27 protein-coding genes are annotated in these 25,926 nt (G+C 40.6%); 21 read left to right on the top strand and 6 right to left on the bottom strand.

From position 1 onward, the window contains the following. Positions 1-81: 81 nt before the first annotated feature. Positions 82-585 (top strand): hypothetical protein, encoded by a 504-nt coding sequence (locus tag ADH51_RS10050; protein ID WP_142255245.1) that lies wholly within the window; start codon positions 82-84, stop codon positions 583-585. 87 nt (positions 586-672) lie between these two features. Then, on the top strand, positions 673-1,335 hold the full coding sequence (locus tag ADH51_RS10080; RefSeq protein WP_048674824.1) for a hypothetical protein: 663 nt from the start codon (positions 673-675) through the stop codon (positions 1,333-1,335). Positions 1,336-1,351: 16 nt separating this feature from the next. Here ADH51_RS10080 and ADH51_RS04755 read toward each other — a convergent pair whose 3' ends face one another. From ADH51_RS04755 to pflB, 3 genes are all read right to left on the bottom strand, one after another. Continuing rightward, positions 1,352-1,804, bottom strand: coding sequence for a GNAT family N-acetyltransferase (locus ADH51_RS04755; RefSeq protein ID WP_048674822.1), 453 nt, complete (start codon positions 1,802-1,804; stop codon positions 1,352-1,354). A gap of 85 nt (positions 1,805-1,889) precedes the next feature. Then, the gene (locus ADH51_RS04750; protein ID WP_048674819.1) at positions 1,890-2,672 is read right to left on the bottom strand and encodes a carbonic anhydrase; all 783 of its coding nucleotides are present in this window, start codon (positions 2,670-2,672) and stop codon (positions 1,890-1,892) included. Positions 2,673-2,934: 262 nt separating this feature from the next. Then, positions 2,935-5,247 carry a formate C-acetyltransferase gene (gene pflB / locus ADH51_RS04745; protein WP_048674815.1) on the bottom strand — a complete coding sequence of 771 codons (2,313 nt, stop codon included), beginning with the start codon at positions 5,245-5,247 and terminating at the stop codon, positions 2,935-2,937. Positions 5,248-5,514: 267 nt separating this feature from the next. Between pflB and dinB the strand changes: the two genes are divergently transcribed. The 14 genes from dinB (at position 5,515) to ADH51_RS04675 (ending at position 18,332) form a co-directional block, all read left to right on the top strand. Next, a complete protein-coding gene (gene dinB / locus ADH51_RS04740; protein WP_048674813.1) occupies positions 5,515-6,624 on the top strand; it encodes a DNA polymerase IV in 1,110 nt (369 codons plus the stop codon). 100 nt (positions 6,625-6,724) lie between these two features. Then, positions 6,725-7,615 carry a hypothetical protein gene (locus tag ADH51_RS04735; protein ID WP_048674811.1) on the top strand — a complete coding sequence of 297 codons (891 nt, stop codon included), beginning with the start codon at positions 6,725-6,727 and terminating at the stop codon, positions 7,613-7,615. Positions 7,616-7,830: 215 nt separating this feature from the next. Beyond that, a complete protein-coding gene (locus tag ADH51_RS04730; protein ID WP_048674808.1) occupies positions 7,831-8,661 on the top strand; it encodes a transporter substrate-binding domain-containing protein in 831 nt (276 codons plus the stop codon). A 596-nt stretch (positions 8,662-9,257) separates the two neighbouring features. Beyond that, entirely contained in the window at positions 9,258-10,004 is a 747-nt protein-coding gene (locus ADH51_RS04725) for an amino acid ABC transporter permease (protein WP_096832659.1), read from the top strand. Beyond that, the gene (locus tag ADH51_RS04720) at positions 10,004-10,747 is read left to right on the top strand and encodes an amino acid ABC transporter ATP-binding protein (protein ID WP_048674802.1); all 744 of its coding nucleotides are present in this window, start codon (positions 10,004-10,006) and stop codon (positions 10,745-10,747) included. Before ADH51_RS04725 ends, ADH51_RS04720 begins: the two co-directional genes overlap by 1 nt. Positions 10,748-10,958: 211 nt before the next feature. After that, on the top strand, positions 10,959-11,183 hold the full coding sequence (locus ADH51_RS04715) for a DUF4059 family protein (protein ID WP_002884393.1): 225 nt from the start codon (positions 10,959-10,961) through the stop codon (positions 11,181-11,183). 32 nt (positions 11,184-11,215) lie between these two features. Next, positions 11,216-12,169, top strand: a complete 954-nt coding sequence (gene trxB / locus ADH51_RS04710) for a thioredoxin-disulfide reductase (RefSeq protein WP_255296714.1) — start codon at positions 11,216-11,218, stop codon at positions 12,167-12,169. A 90-nt stretch (positions 12,170-12,259) separates the two neighbouring features. Continuing rightward, positions 12,260-12,859 carry a 16S rRNA (guanine(966)-N(2))-methyltransferase RsmD gene (rsmD, locus tag ADH51_RS04705; protein WP_082160359.1) on the top strand — a complete coding sequence of 200 codons (600 nt, stop codon included), beginning with the start codon at positions 12,260-12,262 and terminating at the stop codon, positions 12,857-12,859. A 32-nt stretch (positions 12,860-12,891) separates the two neighbouring features. Continuing rightward, the gene (gene coaD, locus ADH51_RS04700) at positions 12,892-13,389 is read left to right on the top strand and encodes a pantetheine-phosphate adenylyltransferase (RefSeq protein ID WP_048674796.1); all 498 of its coding nucleotides are present in this window, start codon (positions 12,892-12,894) and stop codon (positions 13,387-13,389) included. Beyond that, positions 13,367-14,443, top strand: a complete 1,077-nt coding sequence (locus ADH51_RS04695) for a SepM family pheromone-processing serine protease (RefSeq protein WP_048674793.1) — start codon at positions 13,367-13,369, stop codon at positions 14,441-14,443. Before coaD ends, ADH51_RS04695 begins: the two co-directional genes overlap by 23 nt. 85 nt (positions 14,444-14,528) lie before the next feature. Beyond that, positions 14,529-15,473 (top strand): TIGR01212 family radical SAM protein, encoded by a 945-nt coding sequence (locus tag ADH51_RS04690; protein WP_004183328.1) that lies wholly within the window; start codon positions 14,529-14,531, stop codon positions 15,471-15,473. Further along, positions 15,470-16,018 carry a tRNA (mnm(5)s(2)U34)-methyltransferase gene (locus ADH51_RS04685; RefSeq protein ID WP_014634968.1) on the top strand — a complete coding sequence of 183 codons (549 nt, stop codon included), beginning with the start codon at positions 15,470-15,472 and terminating at the stop codon, positions 16,016-16,018. Before ADH51_RS04690 ends, ADH51_RS04685 begins: the two co-directional genes overlap by 4 nt. Beyond that, a complete protein-coding gene (locus tag ADH51_RS04680) occupies positions 16,015-16,257 on the top strand; it encodes a hypothetical protein (RefSeq protein WP_022495909.1) in 243 nt (80 codons plus the stop codon). Before ADH51_RS04685 ends, ADH51_RS04680 begins: the two co-directional genes overlap by 4 nt. Before the next feature lie 8 nt (positions 16,258-16,265). After that, entirely contained in the window at positions 16,266-18,332 is a 2,067-nt protein-coding gene (locus ADH51_RS04675; RefSeq protein ID WP_048674790.1) for a cation:proton antiporter, read from the top strand. Between the two features lie 45 nt (positions 18,333-18,377). Here the strand turns inward: ADH51_RS04675 and ADH51_RS04670 are convergent, their stop codons facing one another. After that, a complete protein-coding gene (locus ADH51_RS04670; protein ID WP_048674787.1) occupies positions 18,378-18,698 on the bottom strand; it encodes a hypothetical protein in 321 nt (106 codons plus the stop codon). A 256-nt stretch (positions 18,699-18,954) separates the two neighbouring features. Between ADH51_RS04670 and ADH51_RS04665 the strand changes: the two genes are divergently transcribed. Beyond that, positions 18,955-20,118: a hypothetical protein gene (locus tag ADH51_RS04665; RefSeq protein ID WP_048675009.1), complete on the top strand. Its 1,164-nt coding sequence runs from the start codon at positions 18,955-18,957 to the stop codon at positions 20,116-20,118. 98 nt (positions 20,119-20,216) lie between these two features. Here ADH51_RS04665 and ADH51_RS04660 read toward each other — a convergent pair whose 3' ends face one another. Next, complete coding sequence (locus ADH51_RS04660) at positions 20,217-20,999, bottom strand: ABC transporter ATP-binding protein (protein ID WP_048674784.1); 783 nt, start codon at positions 20,997-20,999, stop codon at positions 20,217-20,219. Positions 21,000-21,108: 109 nt separating this feature from the next. Between ADH51_RS04660 and ADH51_RS04655 the strand changes: the two genes are divergently transcribed. The 4 genes from ADH51_RS04655 to ADH51_RS04640 all read left to right on the top strand — a co-directional run bounded on the left by ADH51_RS04655 (position 21,109) and on the right by ADH51_RS04640 (position 25,331). Then, positions 21,109-22,440, top strand: a complete 1,332-nt coding sequence (locus ADH51_RS04655; protein ID WP_048674781.1) for a hemolysin family protein — start codon at positions 21,109-21,111, stop codon at positions 22,438-22,440. 353 nt (positions 22,441-22,793) lie between these two features. After that, on the top strand, positions 22,794-23,522 hold the full coding sequence (locus ADH51_RS04650; RefSeq protein ID WP_048674778.1) for an LPXTG cell wall anchor domain-containing protein: 729 nt from the start codon (positions 22,794-22,796) through the stop codon (positions 23,520-23,522). A 186-nt stretch (positions 23,523-23,708) separates the two neighbouring features. Next, positions 23,709-24,509, top strand: a complete 801-nt coding sequence (gene pflA / locus ADH51_RS04645) for a pyruvate formate-lyase-activating protein (RefSeq protein ID WP_002891689.1) — start codon at positions 23,709-23,711, stop codon at positions 24,507-24,509. A gap of 69 nt (positions 24,510-24,578) precedes the next feature. Next, on the top strand, positions 24,579-25,331 hold the full coding sequence (locus ADH51_RS04640) for a hypothetical protein (RefSeq protein WP_002891688.1): 753 nt from the start codon (positions 24,579-24,581) through the stop codon (positions 25,329-25,331). Positions 25,332-25,409: 78 nt separating this feature from the next. Here the strand turns inward: ADH51_RS04640 and ADH51_RS04635 are convergent, their stop codons facing one another. Continuing rightward, positions 25,410-25,862: a universal stress protein gene (locus tag ADH51_RS04635; RefSeq protein ID WP_002884397.1), complete on the bottom strand. Its 453-nt coding sequence runs from the start codon at positions 25,860-25,862 to the stop codon at positions 25,410-25,412. Positions 25,863-25,926: the final 64 nt, after the last annotated feature.

The following is a 25,926-nucleotide window of genomic DNA, read 5'->3' as shown; positions in this document are numbered from 1 at the left end:
AATCCTCTAGAAGGTGAGATTAGTGTCGGGGCGACACAATTGTTTATCTTTTTGAAGATATGTTTGATAGTCTTGTCTTATGTGACATTTGTATGGCTGAAGCATCTATTTGGTGTTGGTCAGGTCGGGCAAAAGGTGGATATTCCAAAAGTTATTGCTGTCATACTTTTGGTTGTGACATTTTATAGGATGTGGAATGGCATCTTATTTAAACTTTTTCATTTCTGTGGTTACCATGCCCGCCCCTTTGGAGAAGAGGATTACCGAGGTAGAACGTCATATATAGTATTTTTTGAAAAAACGACAGATGCCTACAAAATACTATATGATAAGCGCTCTCTTAGACATCAATTTCTTTATTTCCTAGCGACTCTTGGTAGACTCTACCTCTTAATCATCTTAGTTATTCTAATCGGTTATAGCTTCACCTTAGGAAAAGTTGGCTATATAATCTTCTTGCTCTTATGTGGTGTTTTGATTTTTTCTGTAAGATGGCTCATACATCTGAAAAGTCACTTTGTCCGTTATTTTAACTTAAAAGTTATCTCAGAGGAGTATTTTTACCCTATTTTTCTAAAGAAATAAAGACTAAAGTGATGCTTATACGAAGGGCTCACCAAGTTAATCAAAAATTACCATGTTTTGATTGGAATCATGAAGAAGGAGTTCATAATGGAACGGTCGCTTAAGCCACCTAAACAAAGTAGATTTGTCTCCTGGTTTCTGAGTCTTCTCTTTTGCATGCTTAACGGGAGTAGTCTCTTTGTCTGTGGTATGTGTTTTACAGTGGTGATCATTTTTTTGACGACGGATAGAGATGTAGACTCTTTTGTAGTTTTGGTATTTATTAGCTTGTTATCTAACCTTATTATTTCTTTTTATATTTTGATAAGAGAACTACTATACAAACTGATTCATTGCCTTGGGTATCGTGCCCAACCCGATTTAAAAGTCCTTCGTATGAGAAGAGGGTTTGATATTCATTTTCCTGTGTTTGAAAAGTATGGTCAAGACTATAAGTTGCTCTACAAGAGGCGTTCCAAGAAGCTTCAAATAGAGTATTTGCTTATATGTTTAGGGTACTTTTGTGCACTCACTCATATTGTGATTGGTTACGCCTTTATACTCAGGAAAATTCTGGAGTCCTTAAAATTGACATTTACCGACTTTGCTAGATATCCTGCTTTTTTAGTTTATATGGTAACGATGATCGTTATCATTATGGGAAATCGTAGCTGGAAAAAAATCACAGAGAGATTAAAAGCTAGAAAAAATGTGACAGTTCTAGCTGTCGAGCATGGTTATCCTATATTTGCGACAAAAGAAGAAGCTTAAGCAGTAGGTCAACTGCTTAAGCTTTTTTACTTATTAAGGATTTTTCAACAGTAATGTGTTGGATACCAGCTTCTTCAAAGATGTTACCGACTTCTTGATAGCCATTATTGAGGTAGAACTTAAGTGCACCGAGTTGAGCATGGAGAGAAATAGTCTGGAAGCCTTGTTCTTGTGCAAAATCTTCAGCTTCTTTTAGGAGAATGCTCCCCAGACCTTGACCTTGGTAGTCAACAAGCACCGCCATACGTTGAAGGGTAACCTGAGTCAAGTCTTTATTCGGTAGTAGGCGTACGGTTGCTGCGGCCTTGCCTTTGTCATCATATAGAACAAAGTGGATGCAGTAGGCTTCATTCGCATCAATCTCGATGGAGCGAGGAACACCTTGCCCCTTAACAAAAACAGTGTTTCGGATGGCTACGGCATCGAGATAAGTTTCTGAGAGTGTATCTCTTGTATGTTTGATAATCATAGGGCAAGTGTAACAAAGTCTATAACTAATTGTCAACGAAAAAAAGCCCGATGCGAGGAGTTACCATCAAGCTTTTTATCTTGTTTTATTCTTTAATTTGTCGACCGTTTGTATCTTGGATAGGACGGTTGTTTTCAAATCCAAGGGTTTGAGTGAATTTTTCCACTTGTTCCTTGCTAACGGTTTCTTGATTCTTGAAGACAATCCAGTTAACATCCTCAGTACATGGTGGTGTTGTCAAGGAACCTTCGAAGTTGTAGTAGTCCTTGTCTTCAGGATAGAAATCATCTAGTGAGATAGCCTGAGGAAGCTCAGTTTCTGTATTGGCCGCCTGAGGCATTTTATCCCAGATTTGTTTTAAGGCTTGATTTTCATCGCCATAATTATAGAGAACTGAGATAACTGTGATTTTCCCATTATCTGTCTTATAGACGAAGTGCCCCTCTAGAGGATAAGTCTGACCATCAATTTCATTCTCACTAGGTGCGTGAAAATGGAACTGCTGTAATTTATAGACATCATCACCAATCGTTAGGGTATTCTTTGGATTTTTAAAGCTGACTTCAATTGTATGCCCGTTATTTTCAACTTGAGCTTCTGATTCTTGATTCTTAAGGTTTAGTTCTGGAAGATCAACGTCCTCAGCCCCGGTGATATTGATTGGAGATTGTTCTTTACCATTTTTGCTGAGTTCATAATCTTTAGAAAGGTCACCCCAATGGTCTGGACCAGTAGCACCAGTATAGCCCCATTGAACATCCTTGTGTTTTGAGGATTCGTTTTTTGTATCAGACTGACAGGCTACGAGTAGGACAGTGCTTGCTACGAGAGAGACTAATCCAATTATCTTAAAACTTTTCTTATTCATTTGTCCTCCTTATACTCTTTAATCTTATAACAATGATAGTTTACGTGTTATTAGAAACCATCCGTTTGACAGTCATTGAGTATCGTTTCTCTAAGGTGCTTCTGAGAAGGAAGCGTTTGGAGATACCAAACGGAAACGCTTTTATTTTATAGCTAATCTGATAAAAAGTCAAATGTAGATTATAGTAGATTTAGAAAAATATAATGAAAACTAGCTTTTTGCAAAAATAAAAGAACCCGCTATTGCGAGCTCTTTAGTTATTTTATCCCAAAGCGTCGTCCATTGAAAGAACTTCGTGGAAGACACGTTGTGTCAATTCAGTTTTTTGTTCTGGAGTGAGGTATTTAGTGTTTACACAGTATCCAGAGATACGTACGATAACATCTTCACCGCTCATAATCTTTTCGTAAACGTCTGACAAGTCCATAACGTTCAAGTTAACGTGTTGTCCACCGTTTTCGAAGTATCCGTCAAGGATAGTTACGAGGTTGTCAACTTGTTCGTCGTGAGTCTTACCAAGGGCACGAGGTGATACTTGAGTAGTAAGTGAGATACCGTCAGCTGCATAACCGAAGTCAAGGCTTGCAAGTGAGTTCAAGTTTTGCAACCATCCACCTTTAGCTTTGTTAGATGGGTTAGCACCTGGTGAGAAGAATTCCAATTTAGACAAGTTCACTGAACCATCTTCGTTGAGGTATACCCCTTTGTGAACTGGAGAGTTACCAGTTTGTTTAGAGTAAGCAACGTTAGAAGTGATTGTAAGAAGTGAAACTGTAGCTTCTGCATCTTTGTAGAGTTTGTGGCTACGAAGACGAGTAGTGTAAGCTTCAATCAACCATTCTGCCAATTCGTTTGAACGTGGGTCATCTTCACCCCAACGTGGGTATTCACCGATTGTTTCGTAGTCGTAGATGTAGCCATCTTCGTCACGGATTGGTTTAACTGTAGCGTATTTGATTGCTGACAATGTATCAACAGTATTTGCGAAACCACAGATACCGAATCCCATGTTAGCACGTTGTTTAGTTGGCAAGAAGGCCATTTGAACAGCTTCGTAGTTGTACTTATCAGTCATGTAGTGGATGATGTTAAGGGCATCTACGTAAGTGTCAGTCAACCAGTCAAGAGATTTTTCGAAGTTAGCTTTAACAGTGTCAAAGTCAAGAACTTCATCACGGACTGGATCGATGTCAAATACTTTGTAGTCTTTATGAACATCGTCGTAACCACCATTCAAACCAGTAAGAAGGGCTTTAAGTACGTTAACACGAGCACCAAAGTATTGGATGTTGTGACGTTGTTCTTCGTTTTCTGGGTCAAGTGGTGATACACAACATGAGATACAGCTCATTTCACCGTATCCGTCTTTAGCCATAGTAGTTACACCTTCGTATTGGATAGAAGAGTGTTTGTGGCTCATGTGCATACAGTAGCGACGGAATGAGTAAGGCAATTTGTCAGTCCAAAGAACTGTCAAGTTTGGTTCTGGAGAGTTACCGATATTGTCAAGAGTGTTCAAGAAACGGTAGTCCATCTTAGTAACACGGTGACGTCCGTCAGCACCCATACCAGCCATAGAAGTTGTGATGAATGTTGGGTCACCTGAGTACAATTGGTCGTAAGCTTTTGTACGAGCAAACTTAACTGTACGAAGTTTCATAACGAAATCATCAACGAATTCTTGGATTTCTGATTCAGTGTAAGTACCACGAGCAAGGTCACGTTCTGCATAGATATCAAGAACGATTGGCACACGTCCAAGAGATGTAGCGGCACCGTTGATCACACGACATACTGCCATGAAGGCGATGTTTGTCCATTGGATAGCTTCTTTAGTATCGAAGGCTGGGCGACGAACATCTACACCGTAAAGGTCACCAAGGCGAACAACGTCTTGAAGTGCTTGGTATTGAAGGTTAACTTCTTCACGAAGACGGATAGTTTCTTCGTCGATTTCTTTGATAGCATTCCAGTCGTTAACTTTTTCTTGCATCAAGTAGTCAGCACCGTAAAGGGCAAGACGAGCATAAACCCCGATGATACGTCCACGTGAGTATGCATCTGGAAGACCAGTAACCGTGTGAGCGTGACGTGCACGACGGATGTTTGAAGTGTAAGCACGGAAGATACCATCGTTAACTGTAGTTACGTACTTTGTGAAAATTTCGTGTACAGCTGGGTCTGGTTCATAACCGTGTTCTTTCAAAGCAGTTTCCGCCATACGGATACCACCTTTAGGCATGAAGTTCAATTTGAAGAGCTCATCATTTTGGATACCATAGATAAGTTCATCTTCTTTTGAAATGTATCCTGCGTCAATGTCAGCGATTGAAGTTGGACGAGTATCCATTGGGAAGCGTCCTTCAGCTTCATAGCCTGCTTTAGTTTCATCTACGATTTTTTTAATTTTTAGAGAGCGTTCAGTTGGTCCTGCAAGGAAGCTTTCATCACCATCATAAGGTGTGTAGTTTGCTTGAACGAAACGTGAAACGCTAGCTTTTTCTTTCCAGTCAGTTCCTTTAAAGCCTTCCCACGCTTTTTCAAAAACATCTGTGTTAGTTTTAACCGTTGCCATAGTTTGGATCTCCTATAATTCTAGTAACAAAATCATCTGTTACATTCTCTAGAAGTATTCTATCACACAGTAACCGCTTACACAACTTTAAAACTGTGTTTTTAGAGACATTCTTTTATAATACAGTTTTGAAAACGACAAATCTGTATTATAAATTTCTGTTTTTTGGTAGATTTTGGTATCATAAGGGGAGAATGCTTTGTAGTCCCAAAGTTTTATGTGAAAAGCTTTACAATGAGATAAATCTGAGAAAGGAGGCAGGGAGCCATGTTAGAGTTTCCTCTAATAAATGATATCAGTCGGAAAATCATCCATATTGACATGGACGCCTTTTTTGCTCAGGTCGAGATGAGGGATGACCCCAGTCTTAAGGACAAACCGGTTATTATCGGTCACGATCCTAGAAAAACAGGGGGACGTGGTGTGGTATCAACCTGTAATTACGAGGCTAGAAAATATGGTGTCCATTCAGCCATGTCTTCTAAGGAAGCTTATGAACGTTGTCCAAATGCTGTCTTTATCTCAGGAAATTATAGTCATTACCGAGAGGTAGGAATGCAGATTCGTGAGATTTTTAAACGCTATACCGACTTGGTAGAACCTATGTCTATCGACGAAGCCTATCTTGATGTGACGCTAAATAAACTTGGTATCAAATCGGCGGTTAAGGTAGCCAAACTTATCCAGTATGATATCTGGCAGGAACTTCACCTGACTTGTTCAGCAGGCGTTTCCTACAATAAATTTATCGCCAAACTAGCTTCTGATTTTCAAAAGCCTGCTGGTTTGACGGTGGTGCTCCCAGAGGAGGCTCAGGAATTTTTGGAAAAGCTACCTATTGAAAAGTTTCATGGGGTGGGTAAAAAGTCAGTTGAACGTCTTCATGACATGGAAATATACACCGGTGCCGATCTTCTGAAGATTCCTGAGATGACGCTGATTGATCGTTTTGGACGTTTTGGATTTGATCTCTTCCGAAAGGCTAGAGGGATTTCCAATAGTCCTGTTAGGCCCAATCGTGTCCGTAAATCTATCGGAAGTGAGCGAACCTACGGCAAGCTTCTTTATAATGAAGATGACATCAAGGCTGAGTTGACTAAGAATGCTAGGCGGGTAGCTGAAAGTGCTCAGAAAAATAAAAAAGTCGGTCGAATTATTGTCATCAAGGTACGTTATTCGGATTTTTCGACCTTAACCAAGCGTATGACCTTGGACAAATCGACCCAGGATTTCGACACCATCGAAAGGATTGCCCATACCATTTTTGACCAACTGGAGGAAAATAGCAGTGGTGTTCGCTTGCTCGGTGTGACGCTGACGGGGCTGGAAGATCAAGAAGGCAGGCAATTGGACCTAGATGATTTGGAGTCATTATAATAGTAGAGTTTTGATTTTTTCTTTTGGAAAGTGACCTTGAAGAATTATCAGACCTATGCTATCTTAAATAGTAACTAAAAGAAATGAGGGAATAATCTTAATGAAAAAAGTTCTTACCTATTTAGGACTGATTCTGGCAGCTTGCTTGGTTCTCGTAGCTTGTGCTTCCAATAAGCCAGCTGAGAAGAAAAAAGCGACACCAACTCCGACAGAACGTGCCAAGGCTGATGCGACAGTTTTAATTGATACTATGCTTGGAAAATCTAGTAACGGTTTTTCAAAACTCTACGGTGAAAATTACGAAACCTGGACGGAAACGAAAGTCTTTGAAAAACAAGTTGCAGATACTATCGAAGAAAAGGGGTATACACCGGAAGAAAAGTATACGTTTAAATACATTGAAGGTTATGATGCTAAGACCCCAACTCAAGTGCTTTCTAAGTTCCTCAAGGTCCGTCGTAATATGATTGGTAAGATTCAGGACTATAAGCTGAAGGATGTCAAAGTTAAAGGAAATGAAGCGACAGTTACCTTTACTTCACGCTCTGTTAGTGCCTATGGTGCTGCAGCTGCTGTTCGTACTCTCCTTATGAGTCTCTATGACAACGACATTGACAAGTTGAAACAATGGAATCAAGCTGATAACAACGATGTGGAAAAAGGTAAAGCCAAAGATCTCACAACGAAATTCCTTTATGGTGAAAACTTTAACGGCGATTTGACACAATTTAAGGATATTGATAAAGAAATGGCCTATACCCCCTTGACCGGTGCTGATAATCTAGAAAAGACCTTCAAGCTAACCAAAGATGATGGAGGCAACTGGACGATTTCTATAGAAGATTATAAAGAGCTTGCCGAAGCCTTGGTTGACCATGATGAATCAGGAAGCAGAGCCGTTTACGCTGAACGCATCCATAAGAATTTGTCAGATTATCAACCTGAAGACAGTAGCGATTCAAGCAGTAAGTCATCAAGTAAGGATAAGTAGAGTTTTATTGCATTTGATGTTAAACATGTACGGAAAGCTTTTTTGGACGAGAAGAGTTGTCACACCAGTGGCAGCTCTTTTCTTATTGTTCGTTGTATCCATTCCCCCTATAACCATTTTCTATCACCACTTAGGTTTTTATTATTAGACGAGTTTGGAGGAAGATGGTAAACTGTTATCACTAACTATTAATGAAAGTATCGAGGATTATAGATATGAAAAAATGGCTTGCAGGTTTAGGGATTCTTGGCTTGTCGGTTTTGACTTTGGCTGCTTGTGGGAACAAGAGTGACAGTAAGGCATCTGGTGAAAAGCAGACGATTACTGTTGCGACAGACTCTGATACGGCGCCTTTCACTTTCAAAAAGGGTGATGACTTCAAGGGTTATGATATTGATTTGGTCAAGGCTATTTTCAAGGATTCGGACAAATATGAGGTCAAGTTTGTAACGACACCTTTTGATTCCATCTTGACAGGGGTGGATTCTGGACGTTATCAGATTGCGGCTAATGACTTCAACTACAATGAAGAACGTGCTCAGAAATATGGTTTCTCAGATCCGATTTCACGTTCTAACTATGCCATCACTAGTGCTGAGGGTACCAAGTATACTAGCCTAGATGATTTGTCTGGCAAGACAACAGAGGTGCTTCCTGGCTCTAACTATGCTCAGTTGCTTGAAAATTGGAACCATGCCAATGCGGACAAGACACCAATTACTATCAACTATGCTTCTAGCTCAACGGGTCTTTCAACACGTATTCAACACATTCAAGAAGGAAAGATTGACTTTATCCTTTATGATGCGATTTCGTCTGAGTACATTGTCAAAGATCAAGGTTATAAGCTAGCTGTAAACAAGATTAAAGACGATATCGGTATGAAGACTGATGGTCTTGAATATCTTCTATTCTCAAATGATAAGCAAGGTAAGGAACTCAAGACCTTTGTTAATAAGCGTATCAAAGAGCTTAAGAAGGATGGAACCCTTGCCAAACTCAGCAAGGAATACTTCGGTGGCGATTACGTCAGTGATTTGAAATAAGACTGATGAAGGTTGAGGTTGCCATCTCAGCTGTGGATTAAACACAAAGCTTTCTTTTGAGGCTTTCCTGAGGTGATGACGGACGTCAGCGACCTTCTTCGAAGTTCCATGACTAAGTTTTGAGCCTAAGGTCTCAAAACTTCCGAACACCTGAAACTTTAAAGTTTCAGGTGTTTTTCTCACGCCGGAAAGCCTCGGTTTATGCTCACTTTGTTCGTAAAATAAGGAATGAGTTCAAATCTTTTTGGTCTTAACAAGGTATTATTATCAGTGATATGATTTCCTTATCACTATGATAAGAAAAGACTATTTCACAGACTTTCTGAGTCGTGCTAAAATGAATACTATAAAATTATGATAAGATATTTGAATGGTTAGCACTAGGCTAACCTACTTTTTTAGAAAGAAAGGGCGACATTGTGAAAAAGAGTATAGAAGCATTTAATCGGTCACCTTGGTATCTCCAAGTTATCATTGGCTTGGTTGGTTTGGCAGTAGCTGTTGCTTTAGCCATTCCCTTGTCTTGGCTAGTAGAAATTCTTTGGGGCTATGTTTTGCAATTGATTACAATTGTCTTCAAGTGGATCTCATCTTGGATGCCAGCTGGTAAGCTCTTCTCATGGAAGGCAGTCTTTGATGCTGTTCCTAAGATTGTGGAACGCTTGCCTTTGACTTTGGGATTGACCATTGCAGGTGCTTTCTTCGGTTTGATTTTGGCCCTTGTCTTTGCGGTCGTTAAGATCAATCGAGTACGTATCCTTTATCCAATTCAAGCAGTTTTTGTAAGCTTCTTGCGTGGGACACCAATCCTTGTACAACTCATGTTGACTTACTATGGTATTCCACTCTTCCTTCGTTATTTGAATGGTGAATTTGGTTTGGATTGGAATATTAATGAGATTCCACCAGCTATCTTCGCGATTACAGCCTTTGCCTTTAACGAAGCAGCTTACATGAGTGAAACCATTCGTGCAGCGATTCAGGCTGTTGATGCTGGGGAAATCGAAGCTGCCCGTTCTCTTGGGATGACATCAGCACAGGTTTACCGTCGTGTTATTATTCCAAATGCGGCAGTTATTGCAACACCAAGCTTGATTAACAGTTTGATTGGTTTGACTAAGGGAACATCACTTGCCTTTAGTGCTGGTATCGTCGAAATGTATGCACAGGCTCAAATCTTGGGTGGTGCCGACTACCGTTACTTTGAACGTTATATCTCAGTTGCCCTTGTATACTGGGTAATCTCAATCTTGATTGAGTATATTGGTCGTTCAGTTGAAAATCACATGGCCATTAAGGCGCCTGAAGTGACTGACATTTCTGGAATTGGAGGTGACCGCTAATGATTAGTATCAAAAATTTGACCAAGGAATTTTCAGGTCAAAAGGTTCTCGATGGTATTGATATTGACATTAAAAAGGGTGAAGTTGTGGCTCTTGTTGGTGCCTCTGGTGCAGGGAAATCAACAATTCTTCGCAGCTTAAACTATTTGGAACAACCTGATTCTGGTACTATTACCATTGATGATTTCAAGGTAGATTTCGAAACAATTACCAAAGAACAAATCCTTACTCTTCGTCGCAAGTTGGCCATGGTTTTCCAACAGTTCAACCTCTTTGAACGTCGTACAGCCTTGGATAATGTTAAGGAAGGTCTTAAGATTGTTAAGAAACTTTCTGACGAAGAGGCTACTAAGATTGCGAAAGAAGAGCTTGCTAAGGTTGGGCTTTCTAATCGTGAAAATCACTACCCACGTCACTTGTCAGGTGGTCAAAAGCAACGTGTGGCCTTGGCCCGCGCCCTTGCAATGAAGCCTGATGTGCTCTTGCTTGACGAACCAACATCTGCTCTTGACCCTGAGTTGGTTGGTGAGGTTGAAAAATCAATCGCTGATGCAGCTAAGTCAGGTCAAACCATGATTTTGGTCAGTCACGACATGAACTTTGTTTATCAAGTGGCTGACAAGGTGCTCTTCCTTGAAAAAGGTCGTATCCTTGAACAGGGAACACCTGATGAAATCTTTAACCATCCAAAAGAAGAACGAACAAAAGAATTTTTCGCTTCTTATTCAAAACAATATCTTTAAGATGGGATTTTTGTTACAATAGAAAAGGTGGTGGGAGTGGGCGACATTTTAGTCCATAGTACAAGTCCCACAAGGATGATTAGGAACTTTTGAATGTTTCAAAGGCGACTATAGTCCAATCAGAGACTGCATCGAGCAGTTATTACTAGTCGAATTTAGGGGTTGGAGAATGTTATCTCAGCCTTTTCTATTTCTCACTTTAGGATGATTTATGTTATTAAATATTTTTAAATTTTACCTCTTAGGCCTTGTGATTGCTTTCTTTGTGTGCTTGGTGATTGGTGCCATTTGGCTTGGATGGCGTGCTTTACGTCGTGCGGACAAAACTGTGAAGGAGCGTCAAGGTGCCCTCTATGATGCTATTATGATGTCGATGGTGTCGATTCCCGTTTTGGCATTTGCTTTTATGGCGATTCTGATTGTGCTGAATGCATAATTCTAGCTTTGTTGGCACATTAGGTGTAAGATATCTCTACAAGAAAATCATATAAGGAGTTACTCATGTACGATACAATTGTTATTGGAGCTGGTCCTGCGGGGATGACTGCAGCACTCTATGCAGCACGTGCCAACCTTAAAGTGGCAACTTTGGAGCAAGGCGCTCCTGGTGGACAGATGAATAACACGTCTGATATTGAAAATTACCCTGGTTTTGAAAGTATTTCTGGTCCAGAATTATCAATGAAGATGTTCGAACCTTTGGAAAAATTGGGCGTTGAAAATCTTTACGGTATCGTGTCTGGTATCGAAGACAAGGGTGACTATAAAGTTGTCAAAACTGGTGATGAAGAGTACCAAACCAAGACAGTAATCATTGCGACTGGTGCCAAACACCGTCATATTGGTGTTGCTGGCGAAGAAGAGTACAATAGTCGTGGTGTATCTTACTGTGCGGTCTGTGATGGTGCCTTCTTCCGTAATCAAGACCTCTTGGTTGTTGGTGGTGGAGACTCTGCCGTTGAAGAAGGAATTTATTTGACACGCTTTGCCAATAGCGTGACCATTGTTCACCGTCGTGATGAATTGCGTGCTCAAAAGGTTCTTCAAGACCGCGCCTTCGCCAATGAAAAGGTTAAGTTTATCTGGGACTCAGTCGTTGAAGAAATCAAGGGTGATGACATCAAGGTTCGCAGTGTTGATATCAAGAATGTCAAAACTGGTGAGGTGACTAACCACGAATTTGGCGGTGTCTTCGTTTATGTGGGACTTGATCCTGTTTCAGATTACTTGACAGGTCTCGACATCACTGACCAGGACGGTTGGGTAATTACAGATGATAAGATGGCGACACGTATTCCTGGTATCTTTGCCATTGGGGATGTCCGTCAGAAAGACCTTCGCCAAATTACAACAGCCGTAGGTGATGGTGCCACAGCTGGTATCGAAGCTTATAACTACGTGACTGCACTTGGTGATAAGTAAAATGAATGAAAACTCGGGAGCTTCTCGAGTTTTTTGTGTTCTCTTGGGGGGATTTAGCTTGTCTAGTCCCCTTTGGACCAACATCTAAGTGTGATTTTTTGTTATAATAGAAAAGTCTTACTAAAAATCAGTAAAAACGAGGTGACCGACTTGCGTGTTGTAGCAGGTGAATTTGGCGGGCGTCCGCTTAAAACGTTAGAAGGCAAAACGACTCGTCCAACAACGGACAAGGTCAAGGGTGCCATTTTCAATATGATTGGTCCTTTCTTTGATGGAGGACGTGTTTTGGATTTGTTCTCGGGGAGCGGTAGTCTGGCCATTGAGGCAATTAGTCGTGGCATGTCTTTTGCTGTCCTCGTGGAAAAGGATCGTCGGGCACAGGCTGTTATCCAGGAAAATATTAAGATGACAAAGAGTGAGAAACAGTTCCAGCTTTTGAAGATGGATGCAGTACGTGCGCTGACACAATTGACAGGAAAGTTTGACTTGGTGCTTTTAGATCCACCTTATGCCAAAGAGCAGATTGTGGCCAATATTACTCAGTTAGAGGAGCAAGGACTCTTGGCTGAGGAAGTTATGTTGGTTTGTGAAACTGATAAGGCTGTGGACCTGCCTGAAGAAATTTCAAACTTTTGGATTTGGAAACAGAAAACCTATGGTATCAGTAAGGTGACCGTTTACGTGCGTTAGCCTTTTATAGGGAAGTTGTAGAAAGGAATGCTATGACAAAGATTGCTATGTTTACGGGGTCTTTTGATCCGATTACTAATGGGCATATGGATATTATTGCCAGAGCCAGCAAGCTCTTTGATGAGCTTTATATCGGTCTCTTTTATAATAAAAATAAGCAGGGCTTCTGGGATGTGGAGACTCGCAAGCGTATCCTGGAAGAGGTTGTGGCAGATCTTCCCAATGTCAAGATTATAACGGCCCACGATAGTCTGGCTGTAGATGTAGCTAGAGATCTTGGGGTGACTTATTTGGTTCGAGGCCTTCGTAATGCGACAGATTTCGACTATGAAGCCAATATGGATTATTTCAATAAGGGGTTGGCACCTGAGTTAGAAACAGTTTATTTGATTGCCAGTCATGAGGTAACACCAGTCTCTTCAAGTCGTGTGCGTGAGTTGATTTATTTTGAGGGAGACATTAGTTCTTATGTTCCTCAAGCAGTTGTTAAGGAAGTGGAGGCCAAGCGTGGCAAACAAGAACGAATCTAAATCACTATTAGGGAAACTTTGGCGGATTAAGTGGTGGTTGTTAAGTATTTTTACGGTACTTTTCCTCCTATTTGCCCTCTTTTTCCCGCTAAATAATTATTATGTTGAGCTTCCGGGTGGTGCTTTTGATACCAAGGAAGTCTTGACTGTAGATAAGAAAGCTGATGATTCAAAAGGATCCTACAATTTTGTGGCAGTGGCTCAAACCAAGGCGACTTTGGCCTTGATGCTCTATGCTCAGCTTAATGATTTTGCAAAGCTTCAAACAGCTGAAGAGGCAACTGGAAATTACTCTGATGAAGATTTCATGCGTATCAACCAATTTTACATGGAGACTTCCCAAAACCAAGCGATTTATCAGGGCTTGACTCTGGCCGGTAAGGAGGCTAGCTTGGAGTATATGGGTGTCTATGTGCTTCAGGTGGCTGATGATTCTAGCTTCAAGGGTGTCCTCAATATTGCGGATACGGTGACAGCTGTCAATGGCAAGACCTTTGATAATTCTGCTGACTTGATTAAATACGTTCAAGGACTTAAGCTGGGTTCAAAAGTCAAGGTCACTTATACGACAGATGACAAAGAAAAGACTGCCACTGGTAAGATTATCAAGATTGCCAATGGTAAAAATGGTATTGGTATCGGTTTGACAGATCATACCGAGGTCAAAAGTCCTGAAAATGTGAAGTTTAAACTTGATGGTGTTGGCGGCCCAAGTGCGGGTCTTATGTTTACCTTAGCTATTTACGATCAGGTGTCTGGTCAAAATCTTAAGGCTGGTCGTAAGATTGCTGGAACAGGAACCATTGAAAAGGATGGTTCTGTCGGTGATATCGGTGGTGCCTACCTTAAGGTGAAATCAGCGGCTGATAGTGGTGCAGACATTTTCTTTGTACCAAATAATCCGGTAACCAAGGAAATGAAAAAGGCTGATCCGGATGCCAAAACCAACTATCAAGAGGCCAAGGAAGCTGCCAAGAAACTGGGAACCAAGATGAAAATCGTCCCTGTTAAAACAGCTCAAGAAGCCATTGATTATTTGAAAAAGACTAAATAAGAAGAGAGAGTAGGGCAGGCAGAAATCCATGATTTTTGTCTGAGTCTTACTCTCTTTTTTAGGTCAAAGTGTTATAATAGTCTTTATGAAAAAACGTTATAGAACAGTCAATGATTACTATCGTGAAATTTTTGGCGAAAAGATTTTCAAACTACCAATAGATGCGGGTTTTGATTGTCCCAACCGTGATGGCACAGTGGCTCATGGTGGCTGTACCTTTTGTACGGTATCGGGGTCTGGGGACGCCATTGTAGCTCCTGAGGCACCGATTCGTGAGCAGTTTTACCATGAGATTGACTTCATGCACCGCAAGTGGCCAGAAGTTCAGAAATATCTGGTTTATTTTCAAAACTTTACCAATACCCACGCGCCGCTTGAAGTTATCAAGGAACGCTACGAACAGGCTATCAATGAGCCTGGTGTTGTTGGTATCAATATCGGTACCCGCCCAGACTGTTTGCCAGATGATGTGATTGATTATCTGGCAGAACTCACAGAACGTATGCATGTGACCGTTGAACTTGGCTTGCAGACGACTTATGAAGAAACGTCAGAACTCATTAACCGAGCACACAGCTATGATCTTTATGTGGAGACGGTTAAGCGTGTGCGTGAGCGTGCGCCAAAGGCTGAGATTGTGTCGCATCTGATTAATGGGCTGCCAGGGGAAACCCACGAGATGATGGTGGAGAATGTTCGCCGTTGTGTGACGGACAATGACATTCAGGGGATTAAACTCCACCTCCTCCACCTGATGACCAATACGCGTATGCAAAGGGACTACCACGAGGGTCGTCTTAAATTGCTGAGTCAGGAAGAGTATGTGTCCATCATCTGTGACCAGTTGGAAATCATCCCTGAGGATATCGTCATTCATCGAATCACAGGTGATGCACCGCGAGATATGTTGATTGGTCCTATGTGGAGTCTCAACAAATGGGAAGTCCTCAATGCCATTGACAAAGAGATGGAACGTCGTGACTCATGGCAAGGGTGCAAAGTAGCTAACGAGAAGGAGGAAAAAGCATGATTAAACGACCAATTCATCTGTCTCATGACTTTCTAGCAGAAGTGCTGGATGATGAGAGTGTTGCTGTCGATGCAACCATGGGAAACGGTAATGACACAGCCTTTCTGGCTGGTCTTGCCAAGAAGGTTTATGCCTTTGACGTGCAGGAGCAGGCGCTCGAAAAGACTCGTCAACGCTTGTCGGACTTGGAAATTGAAAATGCGGAACTCATTTTAGATGGTCATGAAAATCTGGACCGTTATGTCACGGAACCGATTCGTGCAGCTATTTTCAATCTGGGCTATCTGCCATCTGCAGATAAGAGTGTTATCACCAAACCCCACACGACTCTTGAGGCCATTGAGAAAATTCTTGACCGCTTAGAGGTGGGTGGTCGTTTAGCTATTATGATTTACTATGGTCATGATGGCGGCGATATGGAGAAGGATGCTGTGCTTGAGTACGTTATCGGTTTAGATCAGCGTGATTTTACAGCCATGCTTTACCAACCCCTCAATCAAATTAATACCCCACCATTTTTGGTGATGTTGGAGAAATTACAATGATTACAGATATTAAAGAAAAACTTGCAAATATGCAGGCCAAATATATAGATAAACAGGGCGATGAGGACACTTTGAAGAAGGTCGATAATCGTAAAACAGCTAAAATTAAGAAGAAACTAGCTAGTCTTGAGGTCGAACGTTGTCATAAACTTTTGGCCAAGGAAGACGTGACTGCTATTGATAAAAAGATTAGTAAGCAAAAAGAATTATTCTCAAATTGTTGCCATAAGGAAGGGTAGGAGGAGCTATGCATTTATCATTAGCTTTGCTTGTTCTTCTTTTTAGCTTGATATTATCGAATGTTATCAATCGTGTTTTCCCTCGTCTGCCCTTACCCTTGATTCAAATTATTTTTGGAGTGGGTATCAGTTTACTTTTTAAAGGGAAAGCTTTTGAGCTTGAAACAGAACTTTTTCTAGCATTTATTATTGCTCCTTTGCTGTTTCGTGAAGGTGGAGAGAGTGATATTACTAGTATTTTACGCAACTGGAAGTTGATTCTATTTTTGATATTTCCAGTGATCTTTGTCTCTACGCTAGGAATCGGTTATCTTGCTAAGGCCGTCTTGCCTGCTGCGGTGCCTTTGTCTGCCTGCCTAGCCATTGGGGCGGCCCTTGGACCAACGGACTTAGTGGCCTATTCAGCTATTTCTAAACGTTTCAGTTTTCCAAAGTGGATTAGCTACATTTTGCAGGGGGAAGGTCTTCTAAACGATGCCTCTGGCTTGGTTGCCTTTCAGGTGGCAGTGACCGCTTTGACGACAGGTGCCTTCTCCCTACTTGGTGCGAGCTGGAATTTGCTTATTTCTGTGCTTGGTGGTTTTTTAGTTGGCTTGATTACAGCCTTATTTAATCGCCTCTTTTTGACCATTTTGGACAATATGGATGCTGCAGATGTTACAGGTGCCCTCTTACTAGAGTTAGTATTACCGATTTCTTCTTACTTTGTCGCTGAGGAAATTCATGCTTCTGGAATTATTGCTGTGGTAGTAGCAGGGATCTCGCTTGCCAGTCGTTTCAAAAAAATCACCGTTTTTGATGCCAAGCTGGATAATGTTTCCCATACGATTTGGGGAACCATTACCTTTATGCTTAATGGCATGGTCTTTTTCCTCTTGGGTACGGAACTGCCGAGCTTGGCAGCTCCAGTGCTACGTAGTAGTACCTACGATAATCTCTGGATGCTTCTTGCTATCATCCTCTTAACAGCGACTATGTTTGGCATTCGCTTTGTTATGATTAGTGCAGTTTTTGCCCAAAGATCTTGGCGGACTAAACGACCATTGAAGAAAATCTGGAAGAGTGCTACTCTTTTAACCTTTTCTGGTGTCAAAGGAACAGTTTCGATTGCAACCATTCTTTTGCTTCCGGTTGCCAATATGACTGCTCTGGAACATAGTCTCTTGCTCTTTACAGTAGCGGGTGTAACCTTATTGAGTTTCTTAACTGGTATCTTAGTCCTACCTAAGTTAGCCACTGGACCAGCTCACACGACCAACCATTATATGCAGATTGCCATTCTCAATGATGTGGTTGGAGAGCTAGAGAAGGACCTCAAGCAGTCTAAACATCAAGGGGCTATCTATGCGACTATTGACAATTATAACCAACGCTTGGAAAATCTAATCTTGGAGCAGGAATCCAATAATGTCAAAGAAGAGTTGGCTAATATCCGTGTCATGATTATGGAAATCGAGAGTGAAGGTCTGGAATATGCCTACAAGAAGGGCAAGATTTCTGAACTCGAATATAACCTTTATCAACGTTATATCAAGGGGTTGGAGCGTCGTATCAACCGTGGCTTTGTTTCTAGTCTTTCTTATGCCTTCGTTGTCTTTGTGCGTGGTCTTCGTCGACTCTTACACTTGGTTTTAACCTTTAGGTTTAGCCTTGATCATGATGAAATTCTGCGTGTTACTCGTTTGACAGAGGAGAATCGTGACCATATAGCTGAGGTATATTTGACAAATACGGAGCAAATTTTGGAAGCCTTAAGTAACTTGGAAGGTGTCTACCACTCAGACCTCTTGTCTTATATGAAACGTAGTCGTCTTCAGGAAGCTGAAATCATCCAATCAGGAGCCTTTGTAGAGCGGGTTATCACCCACCTCAATCCGGACAATATCGATGAAATGTTGCGTGGTTATTATTTGGAACGCAAGGTTATTAACGAGTATGAGCAGGCCGAACTGATCTCTAGCCGTTATGCCAAGCAGCTTCGTAAGGAAGTCAATACTTTGGAGGATTACTCTCTTAAAGAAACTAGCAATACTTTAACCTATGATATGATTAATCTTGCTCGAGGTCGAGCTTAAGCAAAGAATTTATAACACAAAAAAGCCAAATTTCCTTGGCTTTTTTTAATGTCTCTTTTTTTCCGTCTCATGGTTTGGAAAAAGAAAGCCTAGTCCTAGGCATGTTAGGATTCCTGCTACAATCAGAATACCATTTGAGATAGGGAGTATGTCATAGATTGCATTAGCAATCATTAAACCAATCAAAGTACTCATGAGGCTAGATTTATAGTCTTTTTTGATAAGATTTTCTATTGCAAAGAAGGCAAATAGAACAACAGGAAATAGTGGCCAAAGCGACACCTCCATTTTGGGGAAGCCGAGAATACTGTACGTGATAACTGTTACAGCTGTAGCAATTAATCCAAAACCTATTACTTTAGTCATTTTTTTACCTCGTTTTCTATGTCTGAAAGCTATTTTGCTTTAACACCTACTAAGTTATCAAAAGGCTACCTCGCAGACAATATCATATGTCTATGTGGTTAATTCTAGGCTCTATTCGGCCAAAAAAGAGCGTCTTATGATCAAGTAAAGAAAAGGGAAAATATTTTACCATATAAATAAAACGCTTATACAAAAAAGAGTATAATGGTGTTGAAAGATGTTTTCTCTAAGATTAAATGAAAGGCGGGGTGGTTGTATGTCTAGAAAAATTCATTTTTATATACTTATCTTTTTTGAAGTATTATTGGCTCTTTCTATGCTTAGGTCTTATGGTTTGCATTTTGAGTATGAAACGCTCAATTCTGTATCCTTACTAAGTTCTCAATTTCCACAGCAACTCTTTTTAGTCTGGTTTGTTTTTAGGCTTATGAAGGACAAGCGGAAAGTTGAGGGCATCTTAGCTGTGCTTGCCTTCCATGTTTGTCAGCTAGTTACCTATTTCATAATACCAGCTTCCATTTTTAAGCCCTGGTTGGTTTCACCAGTTTTAACTGTTATTTGCCTAATTTGGCTTGTCATTACGATTAGGAAGACAGAGCTTCCAACACTCTTAGCCTCCTTTAAAAGCCCTTCAGCTTGGCAGTCCTCCGTTCCTATCCTTGGCCTAGGAATGGCTGCTGTGGTATGGAGCACACACTATATTAATATTGATTTAGATGATTTAAGTAGTCTTACTTACATACTGTATCCAATACTAGAGTGTGCGAGTATCTTCTTATTCCTTAACTTGATGACTGAAGAAAGCCAAAGGAAATTAAGAATCTCTTCAATACTTATCATAGTCATTAGTTTACTTGAGCTGATTTATGGATTTTTGGTTGACCATATTATTACTGATGTCTCTCTTTTTCTTCTAGTAGTATCATTCTATCTTGTCTATCGTGTAAACGGCAACGCTTCCACACTAGTTGAAAAATGGCAGAAGAAGTACGGTTTTGAGGCGAGTGAGGATGACCTACTGGAGGAGAAAAGAACCAAACCAGTAATTGAAAAGCGTAAGGTTTATGATTATGCGGAGAGCCAAAGACAACCAAATCCTCAAAGTCTTCATTCTCCTTGGCTTTGGACCGCTTTTATTCTATCCTTGAGGAATTTAGTTTTTAATATAATTGCAGTTTTCAATTATCCTACTGATGAAACCAATCCCTTAGCAGGTATCGGTTGGTTTATGTACTTCATCGTGATGATTCCATTAATTATTATTCCTACTGTGATGCTTCCAAATGCCATAAGAACTGCTGACAAAAACCGTCTATATATAGTTGCTATGTTATTTATTTTAGTTGCAAGAAGCTCTATAGAACAGCTCATCGTTCCAGCCTTAATTTTGTACGGTGTATCGAAAATAAAAGAGGAGTAGCCATAAAACAACAAGTCCCCTAGACCTAGTCTGGGGGACTTGTTGTTTTGATGTTGTTTTAGAATTGGCTCTAAATCAAGTTAATTTATGACTTGTCTCTATAAAAGAGGGTTAATGTAAAAACGATGGTCGTCAATTGGGATAATTTGAACAGGATTTTGGTAGAAGTCAGCTAGAACTTCCGGTGTGATAATATCGTTTTTTGATCCTTGTGCCACGATTCTTCCCTGACGGAGTAGGAGAATGTGGTCCATTTTTTCAGTAATCTCTTCAGCGTGGTGGGTGACGTAAAGAACCAATGGAGCATGTGGAAGCGAGGTGATACGGTCAATCTGACGTAAAAGTTTTTCGCGGGCAAATAGGTCCAAGCCAACAGTCGCTTCGTCAAGGATAATGATGTCAGGATCTTCCATGAGACTGCGAGCAATCAAACAAATTTGTTTTTCTCCTTGAGACAGGCCATGGTATTTACGACCTATCAAATCTCCAGCACCAAGTGAGGTCAGCATGTCCTTGGCTTCTTGCAACTCCTTATCCCCATATGCCTTGTAGAGGATTGAGCTCTTGTATTTACCAGTAAGGACGATTTTTTCAGCAGTCATATGCTTAGGCAAACGCTCAGTGATGAAGGAGCTGACGATACCGATATGTTGACGAAGACCTGTGATGTCTCCATTCCCAAAGGTGTAGCCTAGTATCTCAGCCTTTCCCTCAGAAGGGAAGAATTCAGCTGTCAACAAACGTAGGAGGGTTGATTTTCCAGCACCGTTAAGTCCCAGGATAGCCCAGGTTTGTCCTTTTTCAACTGTCCAGTTAAGGTCAGACAAAAGTGTTTTTCCTTGGCGGGCCAAGCTGACATTTTCTAAGCGTATAAGTGACATAAGTCTCTCCTTCGATGATAAATTACTCTAATTATAGCATAAAATAGGAACCTATATTGGAAAATTGTGATATAATGGAAGTCAGAATTTTTTTAGAGGAGAAGATAAAATGGAAGACTCTAGTGGTCAGTCCTTATTATTTCAATTTATTTTATTATTAATTTTAACCTTGCTTACGGCCTTTTTCTCAGCGTCTGAGATGGCTTTAGTATCACTAAACCGTTCACGTGTGGAACAAAAGGCTGAAGAAGGCGACAAGAAATTTATTCGCCTGCTCAAGGTTCTTGAAAATCCCAATAACTTCTTATCAACTATTCAGGTTGGTATTACTTTTATCAGTCTTTTGCAAGGGGCCAGTCTCTCTGCGTCACTAGGTGCAGTGATAGCGACTTGGTTTGGTCATGCGGCTTGGGCTAAGACAGCGGGTAGCATGATTTCTTTGGTTGTCTTGACCTATATCTCTATCGTTTTTGGAGAACTTTATCCAAAACGTATCGCTATGAATCTCAAGGAAAATCTAGCCATCTACTCGGCACCTGTCATTATTGTTACAGGTAAGATTGTTAGTCCCTTTGTTTGGATTCTTTCGGCGTCAACCAATCTTTTGTCTCGTTTGACACCTGCTACCTTTGATGATGCAGATGAGCAGATGACACGTGATGAGATTGAGTACATGTTGACCAAGAGTGAGGATACGCTTGAGGCTGAAGAAATTGAAATGCTCCAGGGGGTATTCTCTCTTGATGAATTGATGGCGCGTGAGGTTATGGTCCCTCGTACAGATGCCTTCATGATTGATATTGAAGACAACACTCAAGAAAATATCCAAGCTATTCTCAAGGAAAGTTTCTCTCGTATTCCTGTTTACGAAGATGACAAGGATAAGATTATCGGTGTCATTCATACCAAAAACCTTCTAAAAGCAGGTTTTGAACTTGGTTTTGAAAATATCAAACTTCGTCGAATCATGAATGAACCACTCTTTGTTCCTGAGACTATCTTCGTAGATGATCTCTTGGCAGCCTTTCGTAACACCAATAATCAGATGGCTATCTTGCTTGATGAATACGGTGGCGTTGCTGGTCTTGTTACCTTCGAGGACCTTTTGGAAGAAATCGTTGGTGAGATTGACGACGAAACAGATAAATCTAGTGTGGAAGTTCGTGAAATTGGTGAGAATACCTATATTGTCGAAGGAGCTATGACTCTTAACGACTTCAATGAACATTTTGATACAGAACTTGAGAGTGATGATGTTGATACTATTGCAGGTTATTATTTGACTGGTGTGGGAGCCATCCCAACTCAAGAAGTCAAGGAACACTATGCAGTTATCAACAAGGACAAACACCTCGAATTTATCAATGATAAGGTTAAGGATGGTCGTGTAACCAAACTTAAGGTAATCATCACGGCAGCTCCGGAAGATGCAGAAGAATAGTTTTCTACATGTTTTTATTAGAAAATATTGGAACTTAAAAGCGACTATTTACTAATTAGGCACTTTCTCTCATTATGAGTGAAAGTGCTTTTTCTTATCTATCTTGGAATATCAGCTTATCAAAATAATAAGATTAGAAGACGCCTGTAAAGTACGGCATAAAGCCTTTTTTACCTATCAAAACTGCCAGACTATGTCAGAAAAACAACCATAATTTTGAAGACACTCTAACATATTTCAGTGTATTGATAGATTTAGAATAAAAATAAATAAGATTTTAATTAAAACAGTCTTTTATTACTTTTTTATGGTAGAATATAAATTAACTGATAAATGAAAAAAGGAGAATCTTAATGGCTTCTAAAAAATCTATATATAGTAGCTTGCTTTTACTCACCCTTACCCTAGGAGCTTTTGTACCAGTAACTTCTTTTGCGGACGATGGTATTGCGACAAATGATGCTGTTCTTACACAACCAACGACAGATCATGCAGCAACTGGTCCTTCAACAGCCCCAAGTGATGGTGACTTGGCTCGTAGCAATGATTCAAACACAGGTGCGGCAACGCCAGCAACACCAACACCTACAGTTCCTGAAGTACCAGCTGAGCCAACAACACCAGCAACTCCAGAAACACCTGCGACACCGGCTCCAACAGCTGATTCATCAACAAAACCAGCTGATAAACCAGCCGATAAGCCGGAAGACCCAGCTTCAGCAACTGATAAAGGGACAAGCGAAGCACCTCAAAACCCTGAAACTCCAGCAGTGAATGTTAATGGACAACCTGTTGTTACTGTAACACCAACAGCTCCAGTTATCACTGCAGCTGGTCAAACAATTGTGTCTACACAAAACAGCCAAATTGTCATCGCTAACACTGATGGTACAACAAGTGTTGTCGCTCCTGAAGCAGTAGGATTCAAAGTGAATGCTGACGGTACTTTGACTGGTAAAGATGCTAAAGGTAAGGAAGTTACACTTCCTAAGACTGGTGAAGCATCAACAGTAATCTTGACATTGGCAGGAACATTTTTCCTTGCTGCTGCAGCCTTTTTGGGGCTTAAGAGACGTGCCTAATAATATAGATGATAAAAGACTGGATTTTTCCAGTTTTTTTGTTTTTCTTCTGGTATAGTATAGATATCATTTAATTTTAGATGTATTATAGTATAACCTTTGCTTGAATTCAGGCAGATATGGAGCATGTTTCCGATAAAAGAGGTATAATAAAAACATGTAAAAAGCGTTTACAAGGAGGCTGCCATGGCAGAAATTGATTACAGTCAGGTGACTGGACTTGTTCATTCAACCGAAAGTTTTGGATCCGTAGATGGTCCGGGTATACGTTTTATTGTTTTCATGCAAGGCTGTAAGATGCGTTGCCAATATTGTCATAATCCAGATACTTGGGCTATGGAGTCAAATAAGGCTGTTGAACGTACGGTTGAAGATGTCTTAGATGAGGCTCTTCGTTTCCGTCATTTCTGGGGTGAGCATGGTGGTATCACTGTATCAGGTGGTGAGGCCATGCTTCAGATTGATTTTGTCACTGCCCTCTTTACAGAGGCTAAGAAGCTAGGAATTCACTGTACGCTTGATACTTGTGGGTTTGCTTACCGCAATACTCCTGAGTATCATGAAGTTGTTGACAAACTTTTGGCTGTAACTGACTTGGTTCTACTGGATATCAAAGAGATTGATCCTGAACAACACAAGTTTGTGACCCGTCAACCTAATAAGAATATCTTGGAATTTGCTCAATATCTGTCTGATAAACAAGTTCCAGTCTGGATTCGCCATGTCTTGGTACCTGGTTTGACAGACTTTGACGAACACTTGATTAAGCTCGGCGAGTTTGTAAAGACCTTGAAAAATGTTGATAAATTTGAAATCCTTCCCTACCATACAATGGGTGAGTTCAAATGGCGTGAGCTCGGCATTCCCTATCCTTTGGAAGGGGTCAAACCACCAACAGCAGATCGTGTCAAAAATGCCAAAGCTCTCATGCACACTGAAACGTATCAAGAGTATAAAAATCGTATCGGTGTTAAAACCTTGGATTGAAAAAGAACCTCTTGACAAGGGCTTTTTAACTTTGCTATTATTTAAGGAGCAATAAAGAGCAGGTAAATTATGTTTCGTATTTTAAAATTTGATGATGACTTTGTTTATCTCAGTCATCCTGACGGGCGACTTAAGAAAATAGATCGCAAGCTTTTTGATTTTGATATAAAATTAGGAGACCGTATTGATGTCTACCAAGATGGGGACTTGACCGTTGTTACTCCGGCAGAAGTTCAAACGGACTTGAGCTTAGAGGGAGACAAATCTGTTAAATCACATCTCTTGCAAGGAATTTTAGATCTTTTCCTTGAGACTCTTAATATTCACAACAATCATTTGGGTGACTTGAAGAAGATTTTTACGCAATTATTGATTACACTCTTCATGGCTTGGAGCTTGCTAGGTGTTATTCTGGTTGAGATTCTTCTTTTCGCAGAATCGATTATTGTTTTCCTATGGAGACTCTTAGTTCGTCTTATTAAGTGGATGCATATTAAAGACAACACTAAGGTCTTGATTGATGAGACGCAAAAACGTCATGCTAAGCGTGAGCGTCAAAAAGCTCAAAGACTTGAGCAGGAAAGACGTCGTCAGGAAGAGCTAGAAGAACGTGAATACCTTCGTGAAACAGAACGTCAAAAGGAACTCATGATTGTTGAAGCTAGCCTTAGTCAGGAAGCAGAGCGTGAGAGCCTTTCAACTAGCCTTGCTTTGGAGCAAGCAGGTGCCTCAAGTCAATCTGCTAGTGAAGACTTGGTCGAAGAAAGCCAGTCAACTTCAGAGTCTGAAGTGATGTCTGAATCAGCAAAGTCTGAAAAATAGAACAAAAAAGAACTGAGAGTTAAAATCTCAGTTCTTTTTTTGTATGAGAAAAGCACCAGAGGTGCTTGTGAGAGGTGACTAAAGTGTTTTTTCAGAGTCACGAACAATGAGCAAGTCAACTTTTGCGTGACGGAGAATGTATTCAGAAGATGAACCAATAAGCAAGCGTTCAAAAGTATTGAGACCAGTGGCACCAACCATAATAAGGTCAACATTTTCCTTATCAGGGATATCAACAGCCAAGAGGCTCTTAGGATTACCGAACTCAATAACTTTGCGAATCTTGGTTAAACCAGCTTCTCTGGCTTGGCGTTCAAAGTCAGCCAAAACAGCTTTAGCTTCGTCTTCTAGTTTTTCATAGATATAAGAGTCGAAAGTCGCAACGCTTTGAAGGGCGCGTGTATCGATAACGTGTACCAATAGTAACTGAGCATTATTACGTTTTGCAACGTGCACACCTTTAATAAAGGCCAGTTCTGATTCGTAAGAACCGTCGACAGCTACCATAATACGTTCATATTGTTGAGACATAAGCTCTACCTCCTATCTTTAGCTTTATTATACTCCTTTAATCTAAAAAATGAAAGCGTTGTTA

It is taken from the genome of Streptococcus sp. 449_SSPC (assembly GCF_001073005.1).
In the GTDB taxonomy this organism is placed as follows: Bacteria; Bacillota; Bacilli; order Lactobacillales; family Streptococcaceae; genus Streptococcus; species Streptococcus salivarius_F.
The sequence above is the reverse complement of the archived record's forward strand: the minus strand, read 5'-3'. Positions and strand labels throughout refer to the sequence as shown.

What these genes read in the sequence shown, in the direction of transcription:
- ADH51_RS10080 (WP_048674824.1), top strand. Translation starts at nt 673, where the DNA reads ATGGAACGGTCGCTTAAGCCACCTAAACAAAGTAGATTTGTCTCCTGG.
- ADH51_RS04755 (WP_048674822.1), bottom strand. Translation starts at nt 1,804, where the DNA reads ATGATTATCAAACATACAAGAGATACACTCTCAGAAACTTATCTCGAT.
- ADH51_RS04750 (WP_048674819.1), bottom strand. Translation starts at nt 2,672, where the DNA reads ATGAATAAGAAAAGTTTTAAGATAATTGGATTAGTCTCTCTCGTAGCA.
- pflB (WP_048674815.1), bottom strand. Translation starts at nt 5,247, where the DNA reads ATGGCAACGGTTAAAACTAACACAGATGTTTTTGAAAAAGCGTGGGAA.
- dinB (WP_048674813.1), top strand. Translation starts at nt 5,515, where the DNA reads ATGTTAGAGTTTCCTCTAATAAATGATATCAGTCGGAAAATCATCCAT.
- ADH51_RS04735 (WP_048674811.1), top strand. Translation starts at nt 6,725, where the DNA reads ATGAAAAAAGTTCTTACCTATTTAGGACTGATTCTGGCAGCTTGCTTG.
- ADH51_RS04730 (WP_048674808.1), top strand. Translation starts at nt 7,831, where the DNA reads ATGAAAAAATGGCTTGCAGGTTTAGGGATTCTTGGCTTGTCGGTTTTG.
- ADH51_RS04725 (WP_096832659.1), top strand. Translation starts at nt 9,258, where the DNA reads ATGCCAGCTGGTAAGCTCTTCTCATGGAAGGCAGTCTTTGATGCTGTT.
- ADH51_RS04720 (WP_048674802.1), top strand. Translation starts at nt 10,004, where the DNA reads ATGATTAGTATCAAAAATTTGACCAAGGAATTTTCAGGTCAAAAGGTT.
- ADH51_RS04715 (WP_002884393.1), top strand. Translation starts at nt 10,959, where the DNA reads ATGTTATTAAATATTTTTAAATTTTACCTCTTAGGCCTTGTGATTGCT.
- coaD (WP_048674796.1), top strand. Translation starts at nt 12,892, where the DNA reads ATGACAAAGATTGCTATGTTTACGGGGTCTTTTGATCCGATTACTAAT.
- ADH51_RS04690 (WP_004183328.1), top strand. Translation starts at nt 14,529, where the DNA reads ATGAAAAAACGTTATAGAACAGTCAATGATTACTATCGTGAAATTTTT.
- ADH51_RS04685 (WP_014634968.1), top strand. Translation starts at nt 15,470, where the DNA reads ATGATTAAACGACCAATTCATCTGTCTCATGACTTTCTAGCAGAAGTG.
- ADH51_RS04680 (WP_022495909.1), top strand. Translation starts at nt 16,015, where the DNA reads ATGATTACAGATATTAAAGAAAAACTTGCAAATATGCAGGCCAAATAT.
- ADH51_RS04675 (WP_048674790.1), top strand. Translation starts at nt 16,266, where the DNA reads ATGCATTTATCATTAGCTTTGCTTGTTCTTCTTTTTAGCTTGATATTA.
- ADH51_RS04670 (WP_048674787.1), bottom strand. Translation starts at nt 18,698, where the DNA reads ATGACTAAAGTAATAGGTTTTGGATTAATTGCTACAGCTGTAACAGTT.
- ADH51_RS04665 (WP_048675009.1), top strand. Translation starts at nt 18,955, where the DNA reads ATGTCTAGAAAAATTCATTTTTATATACTTATCTTTTTTGAAGTATTA.
- ADH51_RS04660 (WP_048674784.1), bottom strand. Translation starts at nt 20,999, where the DNA reads ATGTCACTTATACGCTTAGAAAATGTCAGCTTGGCCCGCCAAGGAAAA.
- ADH51_RS04655 (WP_048674781.1), top strand. Translation starts at nt 21,109, where the DNA reads ATGGAAGACTCTAGTGGTCAGTCCTTATTATTTCAATTTATTTTATTA.
- ADH51_RS04650 (WP_048674778.1), top strand. Translation starts at nt 22,794, where the DNA reads ATGGCTTCTAAAAAATCTATATATAGTAGCTTGCTTTTACTCACCCTT.
- pflA (WP_002891689.1), top strand. Translation starts at nt 23,709, where the DNA reads ATGGCAGAAATTGATTACAGTCAGGTGACTGGACTTGTTCATTCAACC.
- ADH51_RS04640 (WP_002891688.1), top strand. Translation starts at nt 24,579, where the DNA reads ATGTTTCGTATTTTAAAATTTGATGATGACTTTGTTTATCTCAGTCAT.
- ADH51_RS04635 (WP_002884397.1), bottom strand. Translation starts at nt 25,862, where the DNA reads ATGTCTCAACAATATGAACGTATTATGGTAGCTGTCGACGGTTCTTAC.